The sequence below is a fragment of the Streptomyces amritsarensis genome (assembly GCF_001953875.1).
GTDB lineage: Bacteria > Actinomycetota > Actinomycetes > Streptomycetales > Streptomycetaceae > Streptomyces > Streptomyces amritsarensis.
Window position 1 is genome coordinate 69,544 of the sequence record NZ_MQUR01000010.1, and the last position, 20,299, is coordinate 89,842.

The 20,299-nt window shown below is 74.1% G+C and carries 18 protein-coding genes; 8 read left to right on the forward strand and 10 right to left on the reverse strand.

Annotated elements, in window-relative coordinates:
- Positions 1-23: 23 nt before the first annotated feature.
- Positions 24-1,295: a serpin family protein gene (locus tag AVW11_RS07025; protein WP_079250537.1), complete on the forward strand. Its 1,272-nt coding sequence runs from the start codon at positions 24-26 to the stop codon at positions 1,293-1,295.
- Here AVW11_RS07025 and AVW11_RS07030 read toward each other — a convergent pair.
- A complete protein-coding gene (locus AVW11_RS07030) occupies positions 1,192-2,226 on the reverse strand; it encodes a PfkB family carbohydrate kinase (protein WP_076043528.1) in 1,035 nt (344 codons plus the stop codon). The genes AVW11_RS07025 and AVW11_RS07030 overlap by 104 nt on opposite strands.
- On the reverse strand, positions 2,223-2,915 hold the full coding sequence (locus AVW11_RS07035; RefSeq protein WP_079250538.1) for a bifunctional 4-hydroxy-2-oxoglutarate aldolase/2-dehydro-3-deoxy-phosphogluconate aldolase: 693 nt from the start codon (positions 2,913-2,915) through the stop codon (positions 2,223-2,225). The genes AVW11_RS07030 and AVW11_RS07035 overlap by 4 nt, the downstream gene beginning before the upstream one ends.
- A gap of 89 nt (positions 2,916-3,004) precedes the next feature.
- Between AVW11_RS07035 and AVW11_RS07040 the strand changes: the two genes are divergently transcribed.
- Complete coding sequence (locus AVW11_RS07040; protein ID WP_060178402.1) at positions 3,005-3,793, forward strand: IclR family transcriptional regulator; 789 nt, start codon at positions 3,005-3,007, stop codon at positions 3,791-3,793.
- A 124-nt stretch (positions 3,794-3,917) separates the two neighbouring features.
- A complete protein-coding gene (locus AVW11_RS07045) occupies positions 3,918-5,651 on the forward strand; it encodes a sigma-70 family RNA polymerase sigma factor (RefSeq protein WP_076043529.1) in 1,734 nt (577 codons plus the stop codon).
- A 40-nt stretch (positions 5,652-5,691) separates the two neighbouring features.
- On the opposite strand, the gene AVW11_RS07050 is transcribed toward AVW11_RS07045, so the two are convergent.
- The 6 genes from AVW11_RS07050 to AVW11_RS07075 form a co-directional block, all read right to left on the reverse strand.
- On the reverse strand, positions 5,692-6,600 hold the full coding sequence (locus tag AVW11_RS07050; RefSeq protein ID WP_030843226.1) for an NAD-dependent epimerase/dehydratase family protein: 909 nt from the start codon (positions 6,598-6,600) through the stop codon (positions 5,692-5,694).
- A 74-nt stretch (positions 6,601-6,674) separates the two neighbouring features.
- On the reverse strand, positions 6,675-7,502 hold the full coding sequence (locus AVW11_RS07055; RefSeq protein WP_076043530.1) for a class I SAM-dependent methyltransferase: 828 nt from the start codon (positions 7,500-7,502) through the stop codon (positions 6,675-6,677).
- Positions 7,503-7,511: 9 nt separating this feature from the next.
- Positions 7,512-8,903 (reverse strand): glutamate decarboxylase, encoded by a 1,392-nt coding sequence (gene gad / locus AVW11_RS07060; protein ID WP_060178406.1) that lies wholly within the window; start codon positions 8,901-8,903, stop codon positions 7,512-7,514.
- Between the two features lie 26 nt (positions 8,904-8,929).
- Entirely contained in the window at positions 8,930-10,279 is a 1,350-nt protein-coding gene (locus tag AVW11_RS07065; RefSeq protein ID WP_240528139.1) for an MFS transporter, read from the reverse strand.
- Positions 10,276-10,911 (reverse strand): ArsR/SmtB family transcription factor, encoded by a 636-nt coding sequence (locus AVW11_RS07070; RefSeq protein WP_030843235.1) that lies wholly within the window; start codon positions 10,909-10,911, stop codon positions 10,276-10,278. Before AVW11_RS07070 ends, AVW11_RS07065 begins: the two co-directional genes overlap by 4 nt.
- A gap of 96 nt (positions 10,912-11,007) precedes the next feature.
- Entirely contained in the window at positions 11,008-11,724 is a 717-nt protein-coding gene (locus AVW11_RS07075) for a TioE family transcriptional regulator (RefSeq protein WP_076043531.1), read from the reverse strand.
- 58 nt (positions 11,725-11,782) lie between these two features.
- On the opposite strand from AVW11_RS07075, the gene AVW11_RS07080 reads away from it, so the two are divergent.
- The 3 genes from AVW11_RS07080 (at position 11,783) to melC2 (ending at position 14,464) form a co-directional block, all read left to right on the forward strand.
- On the forward strand, positions 11,783-13,012 hold the full coding sequence (locus AVW11_RS07080; RefSeq protein WP_076043532.1) for an erythromycin esterase family protein: 1,230 nt from the start codon (positions 11,783-11,785) through the stop codon (positions 13,010-13,012).
- 220 nt (positions 13,013-13,232) lie between these two features.
- Positions 13,233-13,622: an apotyrosinase chaperone MelC1 gene (melC1, locus tag AVW11_RS07085; RefSeq protein WP_060178409.1), complete on the forward strand. Its 390-nt coding sequence runs from the start codon at positions 13,233-13,235 to the stop codon at positions 13,620-13,622.
- Positions 13,619-14,464, forward strand: coding sequence for a tyrosinase MelC2 (gene melC2 / locus AVW11_RS07090; protein WP_076043533.1), 846 nt, complete (start codon positions 13,619-13,621; stop codon positions 14,462-14,464). Before melC1 ends, melC2 begins: the two co-directional genes overlap by 4 nt.
- Here the strand turns inward: melC2 and AVW11_RS07095 are convergent.
- Positions 14,422-15,123, reverse strand: a complete 702-nt coding sequence (locus tag AVW11_RS07095; protein ID WP_030843249.1) for a response regulator — start codon at positions 15,121-15,123, stop codon at positions 14,422-14,424. The genes melC2 and AVW11_RS07095 overlap by 43 nt on opposite strands.
- Complete coding sequence (locus AVW11_RS07100; RefSeq protein WP_076043534.1) at positions 15,120-16,748, reverse strand: sensor histidine kinase; 1,629 nt, start codon at positions 16,746-16,748, stop codon at positions 15,120-15,122. Before AVW11_RS07100 ends, AVW11_RS07095 begins: the two co-directional genes overlap by 4 nt.
- 105 nt (positions 16,749-16,853) lie before the next feature.
- On the opposite strand from AVW11_RS07100, the gene AVW11_RS07105 reads away from it, so the two are divergent.
- Positions 16,854-18,248: a cation:dicarboxylate symporter family transporter gene (locus tag AVW11_RS07105; RefSeq protein WP_079250539.1), complete on the forward strand. Its 1,395-nt coding sequence runs from the start codon at positions 16,854-16,856 to the stop codon at positions 18,246-18,248.
- A 236-nt stretch (positions 18,249-18,484) separates the two neighbouring features.
- Entirely contained in the window at positions 18,485-20,296 is a 1,812-nt protein-coding gene (locus AVW11_RS07110) for a S8 family peptidase (RefSeq protein ID WP_167389214.1), read from the forward strand.
- Positions 20,297-20,299: the final 3 nt, after the last annotated feature.

A 20,299-nucleotide genomic window follows, 5' to 3' on the forward strand; every position in this document is an offset into this window, starting at 1 on the left:
TCCCTCCCCGTACGCTCCCCCGCATGACACAGACGCACACGATGGTACGGGCGGTCAACCACCTCACCACCCGCTGGGCCGCGCAGGCCGTGGACGGCACCCGGGGCACGGTCCTCACCGCGGCCGGGGTCTGGCCGCTGCTCGCCCTGCTCGCGGACGGCGCCGACGGGCCCGCCCGCGACGAACTGGCCGAGGCCCTGGGCATACCCGCCGAGGACGCGGCCGGGGCCGCGCGGGAGCTGCTGGCCGAGCTGGCCGGCGTACGGGGGCTCAGCACGGCGACCGGCCTGTGGGCCGCGGCCGACCTGCCGCTGGAGGCGGGGTGGTCGGCGAAGCTCCCGCCCGGTACCCGCGGCACGCTGACCGGTGACCTGGAGGCGGACACGAGGACCCTGGACGGGTGGGCGGCGGACCGGACGGGCGGCCTGATCGAACGCATGCCGGTCACCCTCCAGGACGACACCCGTCTCGTGCTCGCCTCCGCGCTCGCGCTGACGCTGAAGTGGGCGGAGCCGTTCCGGGAGTTCCCGGGCGGGCCGTCCGAGGGCCCCTGGGCGGGGCGCGCCCTGCGGCAGCTGTCGCGCACCACGTCCTCGCTGGATCCGGTCCGGGTGGCGCAGGGCCCCACGGGTCCGGTCACGGCCTTGGAGGTCACCGGCGCCGGCGACATGGACGTGGACGTGCACCTGGTGCTCGGCGACCCGGCGGCGCCGGCCGCCGAGGTGCTGGCGGCCGGCATCGCGGCCGTCTCCGGGTGCCTTCCGTCCGTGGCGGGCGACGCCCTCCCGGACGGAAGTCCCGGACCCGGCCTGGCGATCGCGACGGTGGAGGCGTTCAGCCCGCAGCCCCAGCTGTCCGTGTCCACGGTGGCCTTCTCCCTGTCCGCGGAGCACGACCTGCTGGAGGACGCGACACTGTTCGGGCTCCTGACCGCCACCGACGCGGCCCGCGGGCACTTCCCCGGCATCAGCCGGGACGGCCTCGCCATCGCCTCGGCACGGCAGTCGGCGATGGCCCGGTTCCACGCCGCCGGGTTCGAGGCGGCGGCGGTCACCGCCATCGCCGCCAGGCCGGGCGGGGCCGCCCGGCCGGTGAGCCACCGGGTCCGCCGCGCCGTGGTCAGGTTCGACCGGCCGTTCGGCTTCCTGGCCGTCCACCGCGCCTGCGGGCTGGTCCTGGCCGCGGGCTGGGTCACCGATCCGGAACCGGCGGCGCGGCCTCGGCCCGGGGCGGCGGGCCCGCTCCCTCCGCCGCCGTTCCCCGGTGTGCGGCCGCCAGCGCCGCCGTCTCGGTGAAGGCCGGGATCCGCCCGGTGCCGCCGCGGCCGGACACCGACAGGGAGGCGGCGGCGATGCCGTGGGCCACGGCGTCCTCGAGGGTGTCGCCGAGGACGAGCCGGGCGGTCGCGGTGCCCGCGAAGCAGTCGCCCGCACCCGTCGCGTCGACGGGTGCGGGGTTTACTGGCACCGGGTGGTGGACCGCCCGTGTGCCGTCGTCCAGCAGGAGCCGGCCGGCCCCGGCGGTGACCGCGACGGTACGGGCCCCGAGCGCCCGCAACCGGGTGGCGGCCGTACGCGGGTCGGCGGTGTCGAGGAGGGCCTGCGCGTCGGCCGGGCAGGAGGTCTTGAGCAGGGCGGTCAGCGGGGCGATCCGGGCGAGCAGGTCCCGTGCCTCGGCCCGGCCGGTGAGCCGGGGGCGGAAGTTGGGGTCGTACGTCACGTGCCCGCCCGCCCGGTGGACGAGACGGGCGGCGGCCAGGACGGCGGCCCGGCTGCTCGGTGACAGGGCGCCGGTGATCCCGCTGGTGACGAGCGCCCCGCAGCGGTTCAGCAGTGCGGCCCAGGACGCGATGTGCCGCGGAGCCAGGGTGGATCCGGCGCTGCGGGTGCGCCAGTAGACGAACGCGCGGTCGCCGTCGGGGTCGGCGGAGAGCAGGTAGGCGCCGTTGGGACGCGGGGCGCGGCGTACGTGGGAGACGTCCACGCCGAGTTCGGCGGCCCGCCGCAGCAGCGGGACGCTGAGCTCGTCGTCGCCGACCACGGCGAGCAGGGCGGTCCGGGCCCCGGCGGCAGCGGCGGCGGCCGCGGCGTTGAGGGCGTCGCCGGAGTAGGACAGGCGGGCCGCGGTGCCGTCGGCGGCTTCACGCAGGGCGGTGCCCGCGTGGATCTCGACCAGGACCTCGCCGAGTACGAGGACGTCGTAGCCGGTGGCGGCCCGCCCGGTCACGGCCGCACCTGCGGGGCCGCGGCGCGGTGGGCGGCGGGGCCCCGGACACCGGCGGCGTCCCCGCCCGGCCGGACCGGTGGGGCGACCGGCGTGAACGCGGCGAACACGGCGGCCAGTGCGTCCGGGTCGGCCGGCAGGCCGCTGCCGATGCCGACGGCGGTGGCGCCGGCGGCGATCCAGTCGGGGACCTCGTCGGGCCGGATGCCGCCGGTCGGTACGAGCACCGCGTCCGGCAGGACGGCCCGGAGGGAGCGGACGAACCCCGGGCCGCCCACATGGGCCGGGAAGACCTTGGCCGCTCCGGCGGCGCGGACGGCGGAGGCGATCTCGGCGGGGGTGAACCCGCCCTCGATGAAGACGGCTCCGTGCCGCGCGGCGGCCTCGCGGACCTCGGGCGCCGGGTACGGGGAGACCAGGAAGGCGGCGCCCGCGTCCAGGGCGGCCCGGGCCTGCGCGGCGGTGGTCACCGTGCCCACCCCGATCAGGGCGGGACGCCCGTGCGCGTCCGCGAGTCCGGCCGTACGGGCGACGGCCCCGGCCCAGCCGGGCGTGGAGGTGGTCAGCTCGACGGCGCGGCAGCCGGCGGCGAGCAGGGCGGTGGCGGCGCGGACGGCCTGGCCGGCGCCGGCGTTGCGCAGTACCGGGAGGAGGCGCTGGGCGGCGAGCACCTCGTACGGGTGGCTGGACATGGGACCCTCCCCACTTGTTCCACGTAGTGGAACTGCGTATCGTCCGACGGAACGATGTGGTCCAGACCTTACTCACTCAGGGAGTTGCCGTGCCGACGCATGCCGAGGAAACCCCCGAAGCCGTGCGCGCGGGCCGCTCGTCGGCGGCCGGTTCGGCGGCGGAGAAGTCCCTGCGCGTCCTGGAGGCGGTGGCGGCGCCGGGCGGTCCGCACCGGCTGACCGACGTGGCGGCGGCCGCCGCCGTGCCGAAGTCGAGCACCTTCCGCATCCTGGCCTCCCTGGTCGACCAGGGGTTCGTGCGCCAGGAATTCGAGAGCCGCTACGAAGTGGGGCCGCGGCTGCGCGCACTGTCCGCCCTGGTCGACGGCGGGGAGCCGGCCGGGATCGGGCGCGTCCTCGGCGAACTGCAGCGGGCCACCGGGCAGACGGTCCACCTCGCCCTGCACAGCGGGGACACGATCACCTACATCCGCAAGCTGGAGGGCGACCAGCCCTTCCGGACGGCCTCCCGGGTCGGCATGCGCATGCCGCTGCACACGACGGCGATCGGCAAGGGCGTCCTGGCCCACCTGCCCGCCGGGGAGGTGGCCGGACTCGTCGCCGCCACCGGGCTGCCGCGCCGGACGCCGAACACCCTCACCAGCCCGCAGGCGCTGTACGCGCAGTTGGAGGCGGTCCGCTCGCGCGGCCACGCGCTCGACGACGAGGAGAACGAGCCCACCATCCGCTGCATCGGGGCGGCGGTGCTCGGACCGTCGGGCCGGCCGGTCGGCGGGGTCAGCGTCACCACGGTGACCTTCCTCGTCTCCCGGGAGGAGATCGAGTCGTACGCACCCGCCGTGCGCGCCGCCGCGGAGGCGCTGGCGCCCCTGCTGTGACCCCGGTGGGTGCCCGCAAATGGCCCCCGGGAAAATTCTTCCGATTAACTGTTATCGAGGCCCCCCTCGGCGGTCTCCCATGTATCGGGCATCATCGACCGCCGGTACGGACAGGGACACTCACATGACTACTCAGCACACCGCAGCGCTGGTGGCAGCGGCACGCGCGGGCGATCCCCGTGCGCAGGACGAGCTCGTCGGCGCCCACCTCCCGCTCGTCTACAACATCGTCGGGCGGGCCCTGAGCGGCTCCTGCGACGTGGACGACGTGGTGCAGGACACGATGCTGCGGGCCCTCGACGGGCTCGGCGGCCTGCGCGCGGACGAGTCCTTCCGGTCCTGGCTGGTGGCCATCGCGATGAACCGGGTGCGGGCGCACTGGCAGGCCCGGCAGAGCGGCTTCGGCGAGAGCTCCCTGGAGTCCGCCTGGGACGTGGCCGACCCGGGCGCCGACTTCGTCGACCTGACCGTCGTACGCCTCAACCTGGCGGGCCAGCGCCGCGAGACGGCACGGGCGACGCGCTGGCTGGAGCCCGAGGACCGGGGGCTGCTGTCGCTGTGGTGGCTGGAGTGCGCCGGGGAGCTGACCCGGGCGGAGGTGGCCACGGCGCTGGAGCTGTCCCCCCAGCACACCGCGGTGCGGGTGCAGCGGATGAAGGCGCAGTTGGAGGCGGCGCGGGTGGTCGAGCGCGCCTTGGACGCCCAGCCGGGGTGCGAGGAGCTGCGGTCCGTGCTGGCGGGCTGGGACGGTCAGCCGTCGGCGCTGTGGCGCAAGCGAATAGCCCGTCACGCGCGTGCGTGCGTACGGTGCTCCGGGCTGTGGAGCGGCCTGGTTCCGGCGGAGGGACTGCTGGCCGGTCTGGCGCTCGTCCCGGTCTCGGCGGCCCTGCTGGCGGGGATGCGCACGGCCGGCCCGGCCGGCTTCACCCCGGCGGCCTTCGCGCAGGGTGTGGGCGCCGAGAGCGGCGCCACCGGCGGATCCGGCGCCGACGGCCGGTTCGATGCCGACGGCCAATTCCATGCCGACGGCCGGCTTGATGCCGACGGGTTCGATGCCACCGGCCGGTTCGGCGCCGAGGGCGGGTTCGGTGAGGCGGCGACCCAGCTATCCCCGGTGGCCGGTGCAGGCGCCGGCGGCCGGGGCGCGCTGCGCAGGCGCCGGCAGAGCCGGCGCCGGGTGGTCGGCGGTGCGGTGGTCGCCGCCTGCGTCGCGGGCGGCGGGCTGGTGTACCTCGGCGGACTGCCCGGTGCCGGCGGTGCGAAGGACGAGGGCGGCGCGTCCGCGGCGCCCCTGGCGGCGCTCTCGGCCACGGAGTCCGCCGGGGCGCCTTCGCAGTCGCCCTCCCCCTCTCCCTCCGCCTCGGCCTCTGCGTCCCCCTCGGCGTCGGCGAGCCCGTCGGCGAGCCCGAGCCCCACGCGGAGCCGCAGCACCTCGCCCAGCCCGCGCGCCTCGGCGCCCAAGCCGGTGCCCGCGCCGCCGGGTATCGCCGGCCAGGTGGTGGCGCTGGTCAACACCGAGCGGGCGGCGGCCGGCTGCGGCCCCCTCAAGGAGGATCCGCAGCTGCGGGCGGCGGCGCAGGGGCATTCCGACGACATGGCAGCACGGGACTTCTTCGACCACACCAACCCGGACGGCGAGGACCCGGGGCAGCGCACGACGGCGTCCGGCTACCGCTGGTCGACGTACGGCGAGAACATCGCGAAGGGCCAGCAGACGGCCCAGTCGGTCATGGACTCGTGGATGAAGAGCACGGGCCACCGGGCGAACATCCTCAACTGCTCCTTCAAGGACATCGGCGTGGGCGTCCACCAGGGCGCGGGCGGCCCCTGGTGGACGCAGAACTTCGGCGCCAAGTAGGAGGTGCCCGCGGGGCGGCCGGACCGGCCGCCCGGCCGCCTCAGCCACGGGCGAGTGCGCGCAGCCGTTCGGCGCAGTCCGGGTGGCGCGGGCTCCAGCCCAGCTCCGCCCTGGCCCTGGCGTTGGAGACCCGCATGTTCGTCGTGACCATCCGGTGGACGTAGGGGTAGGCGCGCATCAGCCATGTGGGCGCGTTCAGCGGCTTCGGGGTGGCGAAGGCCTCGGCGACGGCCTTGACGTGCGCGCCGAAGCCCGTGGGCGTGTCGTCGACGATGTTGTACGCCTGTCCGGCGCGGCCGCCGTCGACGGCGAGCGCGACGGCCCGGCCGGCGTCCGCCAGGTCGACCCAGGGCAGGACCCGCCCGTGGTCGGCCACCGCCGGGAGCTTGCGGCGGCGCAGCAGCTCCACAAGGGCGCCGGTTGCGCCGGCCCCGTAGAACAGGCCGAACCGCAGGGCGATCCCCTCGACGCCGGCGGCGCCCAGCACGAGTTGCTCCTTGACCCGCATGGCCTCGACGTGGCGGTCCACCGCGCGGTCGCCGGACGGGCCGAACGGGTCCCCGGACTCGGTGAGCACGTGGCGGCCGAAGTCGCGGTAGCCGTAGCCGAAGACCATCGACTCGGCGATGACGCGCCGGGCGCCGAGCTCGCGGGCGGCCTCCATCAGGTGACCGGTGCCGATGAGGCGCAGGTCGTCGGTGGCGTACATGTCCCGGTGTCTCATCGGCGCGTCGCGCAGGGCGGTCGCGGCGTGCACCACCGTGTCGATCCGGAGGCCGTCGACCGCGCGCAGCAGTCCGTCACGGTCCATCAGGTCGGCCCGTACATCGGCGTCGGCGCCGCGGCCGAGGCCGGTCACGGTGTGGCCGGCGCGGGTGAGCGCGGCGGTGATGTGGCGTCCCAGGACTCCGCTCGCCCCGGCCAGCAGTACGTTCTTGGTGTCGGTCATACCCGCAGGACCGGCGGCCGGTGGCGGATGTGACATCGGGGGCGGTGTGACCTGGGTCTCCCCGGTCCTCCGCGTCATGGCCGTGCGTCGCTCCCCGGGCCGGGCGGGCGCCTGCCCCGGACCGTCCACGCGCGGGCGGCGAGGGCGACCGCGCCGCCGGGGTCGGTGGGGAGGGCCTCCGCGAGCCGGGTGCGCAGCCGCTCCCGGGCCGCGGGGGTGAGGGTCGCGACGTAGCCGGGGGCCGGCCCTTGGCCGCGGAGGAAGGGCTCCCACAGGTCGTCGAACCCGCCGAAGACCGTGGGCACCTCGACGGGGGCGACCCTCACGTCGACCAGTCCGGCCCCGCTCCACAGGGCGCGCAGCGGGCCGGGCCGGCACAGCGCGAAGCGGCGGCCCTCGTCCAGTGCCGCGGCCGCCGGGTCGAGGGCGGCCGCGGCGTCCCAGAAGCGGCGCAGGAGGGCCATGCCGTCGGCGTAGTCCCACACGTACGCCGCGACCAGGCCGCCGGGCCGGACCACCCGGGCGGCCTCGGCGACCGCCGCCCCGGGCGGTTGGAGGAAGTTGAGGGCCAGCCCGCTGACGACCGCGTCGAACGCCGCGTCGCGGACCGGCAGCGCCGACGCGTCGGCCACGGCGAAGCGGGCGGGTGCGGGCGCCGCGGCCCGGGCCGCGCGCACGAATTCCGGCGACCGGTCCAGCCCCAGCAGGGTGCGCGGCCGGCACCGCGAGGCGACCGCCGCGGTCAGCGCCCCGGTGCCGCAGCCGACGTCGAGCCAGCACAGGCCGGCCGGGCCGCCGAGCCGTGTCACGAACACCTCGGCGACCCGGCGGCTCCACCGGCCCATGTACCGCTCGTAGGCGTCGCCTTCCGCCCAGACGTCGGACGGGCCGCCCGCCTGCATCCCGTGCTGCTAGTGGTGGAAGCCGGAGCGGGGTGCGGTGGCCGGTGCGGGCGGGGGCGAGGCCGTCAGGTGTTCCACGGCCCGGCGCAGGTCCTCCACGAGCAGGGCGATCTGGTCGCGGGTCACGCCGTGGCGGACCAGGACGCGCTGGATGACGGTGTCGTCGCGGTCGGCGGGCAGCGGGTACGAGGGCACCTGCCAGCCGCGCATGCGCAGCCGGTCGGAAAGGTCGTAGAGGGTGAACGGGGACGAGGCCGGGTCGGTGAGCGTGTAGGAGACCGCGGGCAGGGCGCCCTTGCCGTCGTAGAGGAGGGTGAAGGGGCCCATGTCGGCGATCTGCTGCGCCAGGTATTGGGCGGTGTCGGCGCAGGCCTGCTGGACGCGGGTGTAGCCGCCCCGGCCGAGACGCAGGAAGAGGTAGTACTGGGCGACGATCTCGCCGCCGGGGCGGGAGAAGTTGAGGGCGAAGGTCGGCATGTCGCCGCCCAGGTAGTCCACCTTGAAGACGAGGTCGGCGGGCAGCAGGTCGGCGGAGCGCCAGATGATCCAGCCGACTCCGAGGGGGGCGAGGCCGTACTTGTGGCCGGAGGTGTTGACGGAGGCGACGCGGGGCAGCCGGAAGTCCCACACCACGTCGGGGTGGAGGAAGGGCGCGACGAAACCGCCGCTGGCGCCGTCGACGTGGATGGGGATGTCCCAGCCGTGCTCGGCCTGGATCCGGTCGAGTTCGGCGGCGAGTTCGGCGACGGGCTCGTAGTCGCAGGTGTAGGTGACGCCGAGGATGGCGACGACGCCGATGGTGTTCTCGTCGACGTACTGGGCGAGCTGATGGGGCTGCAGGCCGGTGGCGCCGGGCTCCAGCGGCACCTGGCGCAGTTCGACGTCGAAGTAGCGGGCGAACTTGTCCCAGCAGATCTGGACCGGCCCGCAGACGAGGTTCGGCCGGTCCGTGGGGAGCCCTTCGGCGCGGCGGCGCTCGCGCCAGCGCCACTTGAGGGCGAGGCCGCCGAGCATGGCGGCCTCGCTGGAGCCGGTGGTGGAGCATCCGGTCGCGGTGGTCCCGGCGGGGGCGTTCCACAGGTCGGCCAGGATGTTGACGCACCGGGACTCGATCTCCGCGGTCTGCGGGTACTCGTCCTTGTCGATCATGTTCTTGTCGAGACAGACGTTCATCAGGCGGTGCACGCCCTCGTCCGACCAGGTGGTGCAGAAGGTCGCGAGGTTCTGGGCGGCGTTGCCGTCGAGGAGGAGCTCGTTGCGCAGGAGCTCGTACACGACCTCGGTGGGCGAGTGGTCCTCCGGGATCCGGTACTTGGGGAGGATCTGGCCGCTCAGCGTGGATGCGAACACGTCCGTATCGGCGTCCTGGCGGGATGCGTCCTTCGTCTCATGTAGGGCCATATCGGGACTATAAGTGACGAACTCCGTCATCCATTGATAGAACGGACATCGACGCGGGGTGAGGCCGGACCGTCGCCGCCGGACGGGGCCGTCGGGGTCCGGCGGCCGCCGCGGCCGGACCACAGGAGGGCTGCGGCCAGCATCGCGGCGCCCCCCAGCAGCCAGGGCAGCGGGCCCGGCGGGAGGAGGCCCGCGACCGAACCGGTGAGGGCCGCCGACAACTGCAGGGCGAGGGACTGGACGGACAGGGCCGTGGCCCGCCCCGACCCTCCGACGCGCCGGTGCATCAGCTCGTTCTCGTTGGGGCCGGCCGCGCCGCGGCCGAGGTAGACCAGCCCGAAGCCGGTGGCCGCGAGGACCGCCGGTCCCGGTCCGCCGGCCGCCGCCGTGGCGCCCAGCAGGAGCAGGCCGCCCGCGGCGGCGGCGAGTCCCGCCAGGACCGCGCGCTCCGCGCCGCCCGCGAGCCTGGCGGCGCGGGGTGCGAGGTGGCTGCCGACGGCGGAGCAGGCGAATCCGGCGCAGGCGAGCAGGGCGAAGAGCACCGCGCCCGACTCCGGAGCACCCGTCACGGCCGCGGTGCGGCCCGGGGTGAGCAGTTCGACCACGGCCAGTGCGCTGCCGGCGCCCGCCGCGCCGAGGAGGACGCGGCGGACCAGTGCGTCGCGGCCGCCGAGGCGCAGCCCGCCCGCCACGGTGGCCGGTACGTCCCGGAGCACGCCGCGCAGGGTGGCCGCCGGCCGGGGCGGCTCGGGCAGGGCCGTCAGGGCGTACAGGACGAAGGCCACCTCGACCGCCGCGCCCAGCAGGAGCGGTACGGACAGGGGCAGCACCAGCCCGGAGGTCGCCGCGCCGAGCCGGCCGCCGAGGTCCGGCCCGAGTCCGAGCAGCCAGGGCAGTGCGCCGCCCAGCAGGGTGCCGCCGGCGAGTGCGCCGGAGATGGCGGAGGCGCCGCGGGCCAGGCCGGTGCGCAGTTCGGCGTCGGGACCGCAGCGGGCGTGGACGGTGTCGACGTACCAGGCCTCGGCCGGCCCGCTGGACAGGGCGCGGCCCGCACCCATCAGGGCCATGCCGAGTCCGAGCTGCCAGGGCGAGGTGCCCAGGGCCACCAGGACGAGTGCGGCCAGGTTCGAGACGCCCGCGGCGGCCAGGACGGCGCGGCGCCCGATGACGTCGGCGAGGCCTCCGGTGGGCAGTTCCAGCGCGGCGGCGGTGAGGGAGTGCGCGGCGAAGCAGCCGGCGATGGCTGCCAAGGTCAGCCCGCGCTCGGTGAGCAGCAGGATCAGCGGGGCGATGGCCAGCCCGATCGGCAGCCAGAACAGGACGCAGACCGTGACGTAGCGCCGGCGTGCGGCGGGCGGCTCCGGTATGCCGTTCACGAGGCGCCCTCCGCGTCCGCGGCGTCGGTGTCCGGTCCGGCCCCGGTCGAGCGCGGCGCCAGGGGCAGGCCGGCGGTGAGCACGACGACCTGCACCGCGCGCGGGTCGCCCGCGTCACGCGCGGCCAGTTCTGCCAGCGTCCGGCCGAACGCCTCCCGGAGTTCGGCCAGGGACTCGGGGGTCAGCCTGGGCATCAGATCGCTGATCCCGGAGGGCTCCACCCATTCCCGGCCCAGTCGGCCGTCGGCGATGTCGGCCTCGTAGCGGGCGAGGCACTCCTCCAGGCGCCGGATCTGCACCCTGCGGGAGAGGTTGACGTAGGCGCGGCTGCCCGGCGTGGCCTCCATGGCCCGGTTGCTCCAGGAGGTCAGGGCGTGCACCGCCCGCCAGCGGCGCTCCCGGCCGTCGCGGTGCTCGGCCTCGGCGACGAACGCGTACTTCGCCAGGACCCGCAGGTGGTAACTGGTCGAAGCGGACGACTCCCCGGTCCTGACCGCCAGTTCGCTGGCGGTGGCCGGCCCGTCCTGTCGGAGCATGCCGAGCAGGCGGATGCGCAGGGGGTGTGTGAGGGCCTTGAGCGCCGCCGCGTCCTGTTCCGGATCGAGCACGCGCTTTTGATCTTCGCTGGGCATGAGGGGGAGCGTAGAGCGGCCCGCGCACACTTGCCAAAAATACTTTTGCAGAATGTTTTTTGCAGAGTCTGCTCGATGCGGGGCCCGCCCGGGACGTCAGCCGCCGGCGCGCAGGTACGCCTCCAGTTCGGCGGCGCCGGCCAGCAGGGACCGGCCGCGGGACGACAGGCGGTCGCTCCAGGTGCGCAGCGCCGACTCCAGGGGTTCCAGGCCGCCGGCCGAGCGGACCTGGGCGAGCAGGGGGGCGATCTGGTCCAGCAGGTAGCCGCCCCGCCTGAGTTGGCGGGTCAGGCGGGCGTCCCGGACGGCGGCCCCGTCGTAGACGCGGTATCCGGTCAGCCGATCGCGGCGCGGCCGGACGAGCCCGGCCCGCTCCCATGCGCGCAGGGTCGCGGGGCGGATCCCGAGCTGCCGCGCGAGCGGCCCGATGAACATCTGGCCCGACGGGGGCGCCTCCGCGGTGGGCGCCAGGTCGCGGAGGGCGTCCTCCACGGCCCGCAGGGTCCGCCGGTCGTCGAGCAGTTGGGCATGGCTCTCGTCGATGAGGCGGAACGCCTCGTCGATCTCGCCCTCGTGCACCGCCCGCATGATCGACGTCGCCGTCCGGTGGCCGTGGCCGGGCACGAGGGCGAGGAAGGCGTCCAGGGCACGGGCGTGCAGGGGGGTGTAGGTGCGGTAGCCGTGGGGTGTGCGGTCGGCGGCCGGCAGGACGCCGGCCTCCTCGTAGTTCCTGACCGCCTGCGCCGACAGGCCGTGGGCGCGCGCCAGGTCGACCGGCCTCAGCTTGTCGCTGCTTTTAAGGTTTCGCCCCATCTTCCCCACGATATAGCGGGAAAGTTTCAACCGGAGCTTCAACGATAGCGTTGAAGGCATGGCTACTGACATCAAGGACACCGTCCGCACCGTCGATGCCGCCGCCGTCATGGGGCTGCTCGCGACCCGGCCTCGGGTGCTCGCGCTGGGCGAGCCCACCCACGGCGAGGACGCACTGCTCGACGTGCGCAACGAGCTCTTCCGGCAGCTCGTCGAGGAGGAGGGCTACCGGACGATCGCGATCGAGAGCGACTGCCTGGCGGGGCTGCTCGTCGACGCGTACGTCACCTCCGCCTCCGGCAGCCTCGACGAGGTCATGGAGCGCGGGTTCAGCCACGGCCTGGGCGGCTCCGAGGCCAACCGCGAACTCGTGTGCTGGATGCGGGCGTACAACGCCGGCCGGCCCGCATCCGAGCAGCTCCGCTTCGCCGGCATCGACGGCCCGCTGGAGATGACCGGAGCCGCGAGCCCGCGCGAGGCCCTGACCTCGCTCCACGGATACCTCGCCCGCCACGTCGACGCCGGCCTGCTCCCCTGCTCGGAGCGGGCGCTCGACCGCCTGCTCGGATCGGACGGGCGGTGGACCGAGCCGGCCGCGATGACGGACCCGGCCCGGTCGACGGGCCGGTCGGCCGAGGCGGTGCGGCTGCGGCTGATCGCCGACGACCTCGCGGCACTGCTCGACGCGCAGACGCCGCACCTGCTCGCGGTGACCTCCCGTCAGGAGTGGGAGCGGGCCCTCCTGTACGGGCGCACCGCCACCGGCCTGCTGCGCTACCACTTCTGGATGGCCGACACCTCCACGGACCGCCTGGCGCGGCTGACCGGCCTGCGGGATGTGATGATGGCCGACAACCTCCTCGCCCTCGCCGAGCGCGGCCCCACCCTGGTCCACGCCCACAACAGCCATCTCCAGCGGGAGAGGAGCTCGATGCGGATGGGCGGCCGGCCACTGCGCTGGTGGGGCGCCGGCTCGATCGCGAGCGCGCGGCTGGGCGAGGACTACGCCTTCTTCGCGACGGCCCTCGGGACGATCCGGCACCGGGGGGTGGACGCCCCGCAGCCGGGCACGCTGGAAGGGCTGCTGTACGCACTCCCGGACGACCTCTGTGTGGTCGACTCCCCCCGCCTCGGCGCCGCCCTCGCCGACGCGCTGGCCGCGCCCCGCGCGTCCGCCTGGTTCGGCTACTTCCCCTTCGATCCGGCCCACTTGACCGCGACCGACGGGCTCGTGTTCATCAAGGACATCCCGCAAGGCCGTGCCGCGTCCGACCGACGGATCCCCTGACACTCTGCTTCCGGCCGACTCTGCCGTGTGACACCGTTCATACGACCCCCGCTTCCCCGAAAAAATTACCGTTCAGTAGAGTCACTACCGTAGATCTTCCCGTCCGGACCTCGGGAGCCGATCCCGACGGGAAGATCATCCAACTTGTTCTACCGGCAACTTATCCGCCGATGTCCGGATAGCGGCGGAGCCCCTCCCCAGCGCTGATACCTCTTCGGGCATGAACAAGATCACCCGCCGTCAGGCCCTGGGGACAACTGCCGGTGCACTCACCGTCCTCGGCCTGACCGCCGCAGCAACCGGCGTCGCCACAAGCGCCGCCGCCACCCCCGCCGCGTCCACACCCCAGGGCACGGTCGACGAGGTCTACCAGGGCCGTCGCATCCAGATCACCCCGGGCGGCGCAGGCCACCACGGCGGCCACCACTCACCCGGTCAACCCACCGTCCGGATAGACGGCAGAGAACTCCACATCATGCGCAACGCCGACGGCAGCTGGATCAGCGTGATCAACCACTACGAGACGTTCACCGAGCCCAGGCTGCTCGCCCGCGCCGCCGTGCGCGACCTCCAGGGCGCGCCCCTCGTCCCCTTCGGAGGTGCGGCATGACCGTCCGCAAGAACCAGGCCGCGCTGACGCCCGACGAGAAGCGCGCCTTCACCTCGGCACTGCTGGAACTCAAGCGGAACGGCAGTTACGACCGCTTCGTCACCACCCACAACGGCTTCATCATGAGCGACACCGACTCGGGCGACCGCGTCGGCCACCGCTCCCCCTCCTTCCTGCCGTGGCACCGCCGCTTCCTGCTGGAGTTCGAGGAGGCGCTGCAGAAAGTGGACGCGAGCGTCGCGCTTCCGTACTGGGACTGGACCGTCGACCGCACCACCCGTTCCTCCCTCTGGGCCCCGGACTTCCTCGGCGGCACCGGGCGGGCCCGTGACGGGCAGGTCGTCGACGGCCCCTTCGCCTATTCGACGGGCCGCTGGAACATAGACGTGCGCGTGGACGGCCGTCCGTACCTGCGGCGCGCGCTCGGCGCGGGCGTGGCCCAGCTGCCGACCCGGGCCGAGGTGGACTCCGTCCTCGCCATGCCGGTCTACGACATGGCTCCCTGGAACAGCTCCTCGGGCGGCTTCCGCAACCACCTGGAGGGCTGGCGCGGCGCCAATCTGCACAACCGGGTGCACGTGTGGGTCGGCGGACAGATGTCCACCGGGGTCTCCCCCAACGACCCGGTGTTCTGGATGCACCACGCCTTCATCGACAAGCTGTGGGCGGACTGGCAGGCCAAGCACCCGCAGTCCACGTACCTGCCGGCCGCGGGCACCACGAACGTGGTGGACCTGAACGACACCATGCGGCCGTGGAACGACGTGACCCCGGCGGACATGCTCGACCACCGCAAGTTCTACACGTTCGACACCGAGCCGGCCGCCGCCAGCCAGCGGTAGTGCAGTTCGGGGCGGCCGACCTGGCCGTACCGGGGGGTCCGGTCCGCGCGGCCGCTGTCCACCAGGTGCTCCAGGTAGCGGCGGGCGGTGATCCGGGAGATCCCGGCCGCCTCGGCCGCCCCTGCCGCGGTCAGCCCCTCGGGCGCGGCCCGCAGCAGGGCGGCGACCCGGTCCAGGGTCGGCGCGCTCAGCCCCTTGGGGAGTTCGGCCGGGCGGGGGGCGCGCAGGGCCGCCATCGCCCGGTCGACGTCGTCCTGGCCGGCCGCCTCGCCCGCCGCCTGGCGGAACTCTGCGTAGCGCAGCAGCCGTTCACGCAGAGTCGGGAAGGCGAAGGGCTTCAGGACGTACTGGACCACGCCGAGCGAGACGCTCTCGCGGACCACGGCCAGGTCCCGGGCGGACGTCACCACGATCACGTCGACCGGATGGCCGGCGGCCCGCAGCCCGCGTGCGAAGCGCAGGCCGTGCCCGTCGGGCAGGCCGAGGTCGAGGAGCAGGAGGTCGACGCGGGTGCGCTCCAGCACCCGGGTGGCCTCGGCGAGCGAATGGACGGCGCCGACGGCGGTGAAGCCGGGCACCCGGTCGACGTAGAGCGCGTGCGCGTCGGCGGCGACCCGGTCGTCCTCGACCACCAGCACCCGCACGTCGGTGCCGCTCACCGCGGCCCCCCTGCGGCCGGGGCCCGGTCCGCGGCCTGCTCGGGCGCCGTGGGCAGCCGTACGGTGAACTCCGCGCCGCCGCCCGGTCCCTGCGCGGCGACCACCGCGCCGCCGTACCGCTGTGCGACCTGGGCGACGAGTGCGAGGCCGAGGCCGCGGCCCTCCCCCTTGCCGGACCAGCCGCGGCGGAACACGTCCACCCCCTCCGGCAGCCCGGGCCCGTTGTCGGCGACCCGCAGCAGCAGTTCGTCGCGCTCGGGCCGCAGCGTGACCGCGATCCGCGCTCCGGGGACGGCCGTCACGGCGTCGACGGCGTTGTCTATGAGGTTGCCCAGCACGGTGACGAGGTCCCGGGCCGGCGGCAGTCCGCCCAGGTCGGCAAGGCTGCGACTGTCGGCGGTGACGACGAGTTCGACGCCTCGTTCGTGTGCCTGGGCGGCCTTGCCCAGCAGCAGCGCGACCAGGACCGGCTCCCCCACCGCGGTGACCACCTCGTCGGTGAGGGCCTGGGCCAGTTCCAGCTCGGCGGTGGCGAAGTCCACCGCCTCCTGCGCCCGGCCCAGCTCGATGAGGGAGACCACGGTGTGCAGCCGGTTGGCCGCCTCGTGGGCCTGGGAGCGCAGCGCCTGCGTGAAGCCACGTTCGTGGTCCAGCTCGCCGGTCAGTGCCTGCAGTTCCGTGTGGTCGCGCAGGGTGACCACGGTGCCGCGGCGGCCGCCGCCGGCGACCGGCGAGCTGTTGACCACCAGCACCCGGTCCGCCGTCAGGTGCACCTCGTCCATCCGGGGCCGGTCGGCGAGCAGCACCCCGGTGAGGGGGGCCGGCAGCCCGAGGTCGGCGGCCCCGGTGCCGGTGACGTCCCCCGGCAGGCCCAGGAGCTCGCGGCCGGCGTCGTTGATGAGGGTGATCCTGCGCTGCCCGTCGAGCATGAGCAGCCCCTCGCGCACCCCGTGCAGGGCCGCCTGGTGGTAGTCGTACATCCGGCTGAGCTCGGCCGCGTTCATGCCGTGCGTGTGGCGGCGCAACCGCGCGTTGACGACGTAGGTGCCCGCGCCGCCCAGGGCGAGCGCGCCGCCCGCGACCCAGACGAGCGCGGCGAGCTGGGCGCCGAGCCGGTCGCTGACGGCGCGGACCGTGATCCCGGCGCTGACCAGGCCGACAATCCTGCCGCCGTCCTCCAGCGGGGTGACCACGCGGATGGAGGGGCCGAGGGTGCCGGTGTAGGTCTCGCTGAAGGTCTCGCCGCGCAGGGCCGGGGCGGTGTTGCCGAGGAAGGGCTCGCCGATCCGGCGCGGGTCGGGGTGGGTCCAGCGCCTGCCGTCCGGGGCCATGATCGTCACGAAGTCGACCCCGGAGTCCACGCGGACCTTCTGCGCGTAGGGCTGGAGCTCGACCGACGGGTCGGTGCCGCGCGCCGCTCCCCGTACGGCCTCGCGTACGGAGGGCGAGTCCGCGACCGCGCGGGCCACCGCCCCCGCCTGGCGCATGGCGGCCTCCTCGGCCTGGCCGCGGGCGGTGGCGTAGGCGAAGACGGCGCAGCCCGCGACGACCACGGCGACCACCAGCACCTGCATGGCGAAGAGCTGGCCGGCGAGGCTGCGCGGCGGACGAGGGAAGCGGAACATGGCGCTCAGTGTGCACCGGGTCGTGAACTCAATGAACGCAAGGGTGACCGGGGTCACAGCCCTGGGTGATGGTCTCCCCGGACGACTTCACCACCAGGAGGCAACGTGGCCGCCAAGCGCGACAGAACGCACTATCTCTACATCGCGGTGATCGCCGCGGTGCTGCTCGGCATCGCGGTCGGCTTCGCCGCACCCGGCGTGGCCGTGGAGCTCAAACCCCTCGGCACGGGCTTCGTGAACCTCATCAAGATGATGATCTCGCCCGTGATCTTCTGCACGATCGTGCTGGGCATCGGCTCGGTACGCAAGGCGGCCAAGGTGGGCGCCGTGGGCGGACTGGCCCTCGGCTACTTCATGGTCATGTCCACGGTGGCGCTCGCCATCGGCCTGCTCGTCGGCAACCTCCTGGAGCCGGGCAGCGGGCTGCAGCTGACCGAGGCGGCGCGCAGCGCGGGCGAGGCGCAGGCCAAGGCGGGCGGGGCCGAGAGCACCCCGGAGTTCCTGCTCGGGATCATCCCGACCACGATGGTCTCCGCCTTCACCGGCGGCGAGGTGCTCCAGACACTGCTGGTGGCCCTGCTGGTCGGGTTCGCGCTCCAGGCCATGGGGGCGGCGGGCGAGCCCGTGCTCCGCGGTATCGGGCACGTGCAGAAGCTGGTGTTCCGGGTGCTCGCGATGATCATGTGGGCGGCTCCCGTGGGCGCGTTCGGGGCGATCGCGGCGGTGGTCGGCGCGACCGGCATCGACGCCCTGAAGTCCCTCGCCGTCATCATGATCGGCTTCTACGCGACGTGTCTGCTCTTCGTCTTCCTGGTGCTGGGCACGCTGCTGCGCGTGTGCACCGGGGTCAGCCTCTTCGCCCTGCTGCGCTACCTGGGCCGGGAGTTCCTGCTGATCCTGTCGACCTCCTCGTCGGAGTCGGCGCTGCCGCGGCTGATCGCGAAGATGGAGCACCTGGGCGTCTCGCGGCCGGTCACCGGCATCACGGTGCCGACCGGCTACTCCTTCAACCTGGACGGGACCGCGATCTACCTCACGATGTCCTCGCTGTTCGTCGCCGAGGCGATGGGCACGCCGCTGGCCCTGGGCGAGCAGATCTCCCTGCTGCTGTTCATGATCATCGCCTCGAAGGGCGCGGCCGGGGTGACGGGCGCGGGTCTGGCCACCCTCGCCGGCGGCCTCCAGTCGCACCGGCCCGAACTGGTCGACGGCGTCGGCCTGATCGTGGGCATCGACCGGTTCATGAGCGAGGCCCGGGCGCTGACGAACTTCGCGGGCAACGCGGTCGCGACGGTGCTGATCGGGACGTGGACGAAGGAGTTCGACCGGGACCGGGCCGCGGAAGTCCTCGCGGGACGGCTGCCGTTCGACGAGAAGACGCTGGTCGACGACGGGCACGGGACGCAGCCGGCCGAACCGGGCACGGCCCCGGAGGCGACCCCGGCAGCATCCGCCGCGCCGGTCCCGGCACACACCTCCAAGGACGGCGTACCGGTCTAGGATCCCCCGGCCGGCCGGCCCCTCCGGGCCGGCCGGGCAGGGCTCGCCCCCACGGTGCCCAGCCCGGCCGGCCCGCCGCATTCTCCGCACTTGCACCCATAGTCGGTATTCCGCCACCGATAAACGAACCCCCGGGCTGTAAAAGGTACTTCCGCAACCGGCCGCGTGCATGACATCTTGCGTCCACCACTTGTTTCGTACGGCCCGGCCTGACCACCGGGTCAACGGAGGACGCATTGATACCCCACATATCCGGCCGACCTCGACGTACCCTCGTACTGGCCGCCACCCTCGGTGCGGCCCTCGCCTTCGGGGCACCCGCCGCGCTCGCCGGCACCGCCCCGGTCTCGCCGTCCGGCTCCGCCGCCTCCGCTCCCGCGGCGGCGCCCCAGGCCGCGGCCCCGGCTTCCCAGAGTGCGACCTGGGTTGCCGGCACACGCGCCTACCTCGTGATCACCGCCCCCGGTGACACCACGGCGGTCCGCAACGCGGTCACCGCCAACGGGGGAACGGTCTTCCAGTACTACGACGCGATCGGCGTCATCACCGCCCACTCCGCGTCCGCGTCCTTCGCCGCCACCATGCGCGGCGTCAGCGGGGTCCAGCAGGTCGGCGCCACCCGCACCTCGGACGTGCCGGCGGACGCCTACAACCCGGCGCTGCCCGCCAACCCGGCGCAGTCCACGACGCCTTCGGGCGAGCCGGTCCGCGCCGACATGACCCAGATCAAGGCCGACCAGGCCTGGGCCGTCACCACGGGCTCCGCGTCCGTCAAGGTCGGCATCCTGGACACCGGTGTGGACGACCAGCACCAGGACCTGGCCCCGAACTTCAACGCCGCGGACTCCGCGTCCTGCGCGTACGGCAAGCCGGACACCCGTACGGGCGCCTGGCGCGACATCGGCACCCACGGCACGCACGTGGCCGGTACGGTCGCCGCCGCCAAGAACGGCAAGGGCGTCATCGGCGTGGCCCCCGGCGTGAAGATCTCCTCGGTGCGCATCGCCGAGCCGAACTCCTCGCTGTTCTTCGCCGAGAACACCATCTGCGGCTTCATGTGGGCCGGCGACCACGGCTTCAAGGTCACCAACAACAGCTACTACACCGACCCGTGGCAGTTCAACTGCCCGGACAACGCCGACCAGGCCGCGATCATCGAGGGCGTCAAGCGCGCCCAGGAGTACGCGGAGGGCAAGGGTTCGCTGCAGGTCGCGGCCGCCGGCAACTCCAACCTCGACCTGGCCAACAAGACGACCGACACCGAGAGCCCGAACGACTCGACGCCGGTCACCCGCACCATCACCAACGCCTGCCTGGACATCCCGACCGAGCTCCCGGGCGTGGTCACGGTCTCGGCGATGGGCACCACGGCGAAGGCCTCGTACTCCAACTACGGCCTGAACGTCGTCGACATCACGGCACCCGGCGGAGACGCCACCGGCATCTACAGCACGCTGCCGGGCGGCAAGTACGGCTCCATGAGCGGCACCTCGATGGCCTCGCCGCACGTCGCCGGTGTGGCGGCCCTGCTGGTCAGCACCAACCCGGGCATCACCCCCGCGCAGCTGCGCGACAAGCTGGCCACCCAGGCCAACGACGTCGCCTGCCCGTCGGACAGCCGCTGCAAGGGCACCACCGCGAAGAACGGCTTCTTCGGCGAGGGCCAGGTCGACGCCCTCAAGGCGGTCGGCAGCACGCCGCCGCCCGGCAAGTTCTTCGAGAACACCGCCGACTTCGCCATCGGCGACAACACCACGGTGGAGAGCTCGCTCACCGTCAGCGGCGTGACCGGCAACGCCCCGACCACCCTCAAGGTCGGTGTGAACATCGTCCACACCTACATCGGCGACCTGAAGGTCGACCTGATCGCCCCGGACGGCTCCGTCTACACGCTCCACAACCGCTCGGGCGGAAGCACCGACAACATCAACCAGGTCTACACCGTCAACGCCTCCTCCGAGGTCGCGAACGGCACCTGGAAGCTCCGGGTCAACGACAACGCCGGCGGCGACATCGGCCGGATCGACTCCTGGAACCTCACCTTCTGATTC

Coding starts and splice junctions, on each gene's coding strand:
- melC2 (WP_076043533.1), top strand. CDS start 13,619: ATGACCGTCCGCAAGAACCAGGCCGCGCTGACGCCCGACGAGAAGCGC.
- AVW11_RS07100 (WP_076043534.1), bottom strand. CDS start 16,748: ATGTTCCGCTTCCCTCGTCCGCCGCGCAGCCTCGCCGGCCAGCTCTTC.
- AVW11_RS07080 (WP_076043532.1), top strand. CDS start 11,783: ATGGCTACTGACATCAAGGACACCGTCCGCACCGTCGATGCCGCCGCC.
- melC1 (WP_060178409.1), top strand. CDS start 13,233: ATGAACAAGATCACCCGCCGTCAGGCCCTGGGGACAACTGCCGGTGCA.
- AVW11_RS07025 (WP_079250537.1), top strand. CDS start 24: ATGACACAGACGCACACGATGGTACGGGCGGTCAACCACCTCACCACC.
- AVW11_RS07070 (WP_030843235.1), bottom strand. CDS start 10,911: ATGCCCAGCGAAGATCAAAAGCGCGTGCTCGATCCGGAACAGGACGCG.
- gad (WP_060178406.1), bottom strand. CDS start 8,903: ATGGCCCTACATGAGACGAAGGACGCATCCCGCCAGGACGCCGATACG.
- AVW11_RS07035 (WP_079250538.1), bottom strand. CDS start 2,915: ATGTCCAGCCACCCGTACGAGGTGCTCGCCGCCCAGCGCCTCCTCCCG.
- AVW11_RS07050 (WP_030843226.1), bottom strand. CDS start 6,600: ATGACCGACACCAAGAACGTACTGCTGGCCGGGGCGAGCGGAGTCCTG.
- AVW11_RS07045 (WP_076043529.1), top strand. CDS start 3,918: ATGACTACTCAGCACACCGCAGCGCTGGTGGCAGCGGCACGCGCGGGC.
- AVW11_RS07055 (WP_076043530.1), bottom strand. CDS start 7,502: ATGCAGGCGGGCGGCCCGTCCGACGTCTGGGCGGAAGGCGACGCCTAC.
- AVW11_RS07075 (WP_076043531.1), bottom strand. CDS start 11,724: ATGGGGCGAAACCTTAAAAGCAGCGACAAGCTGAGGCCGGTCGACCTG.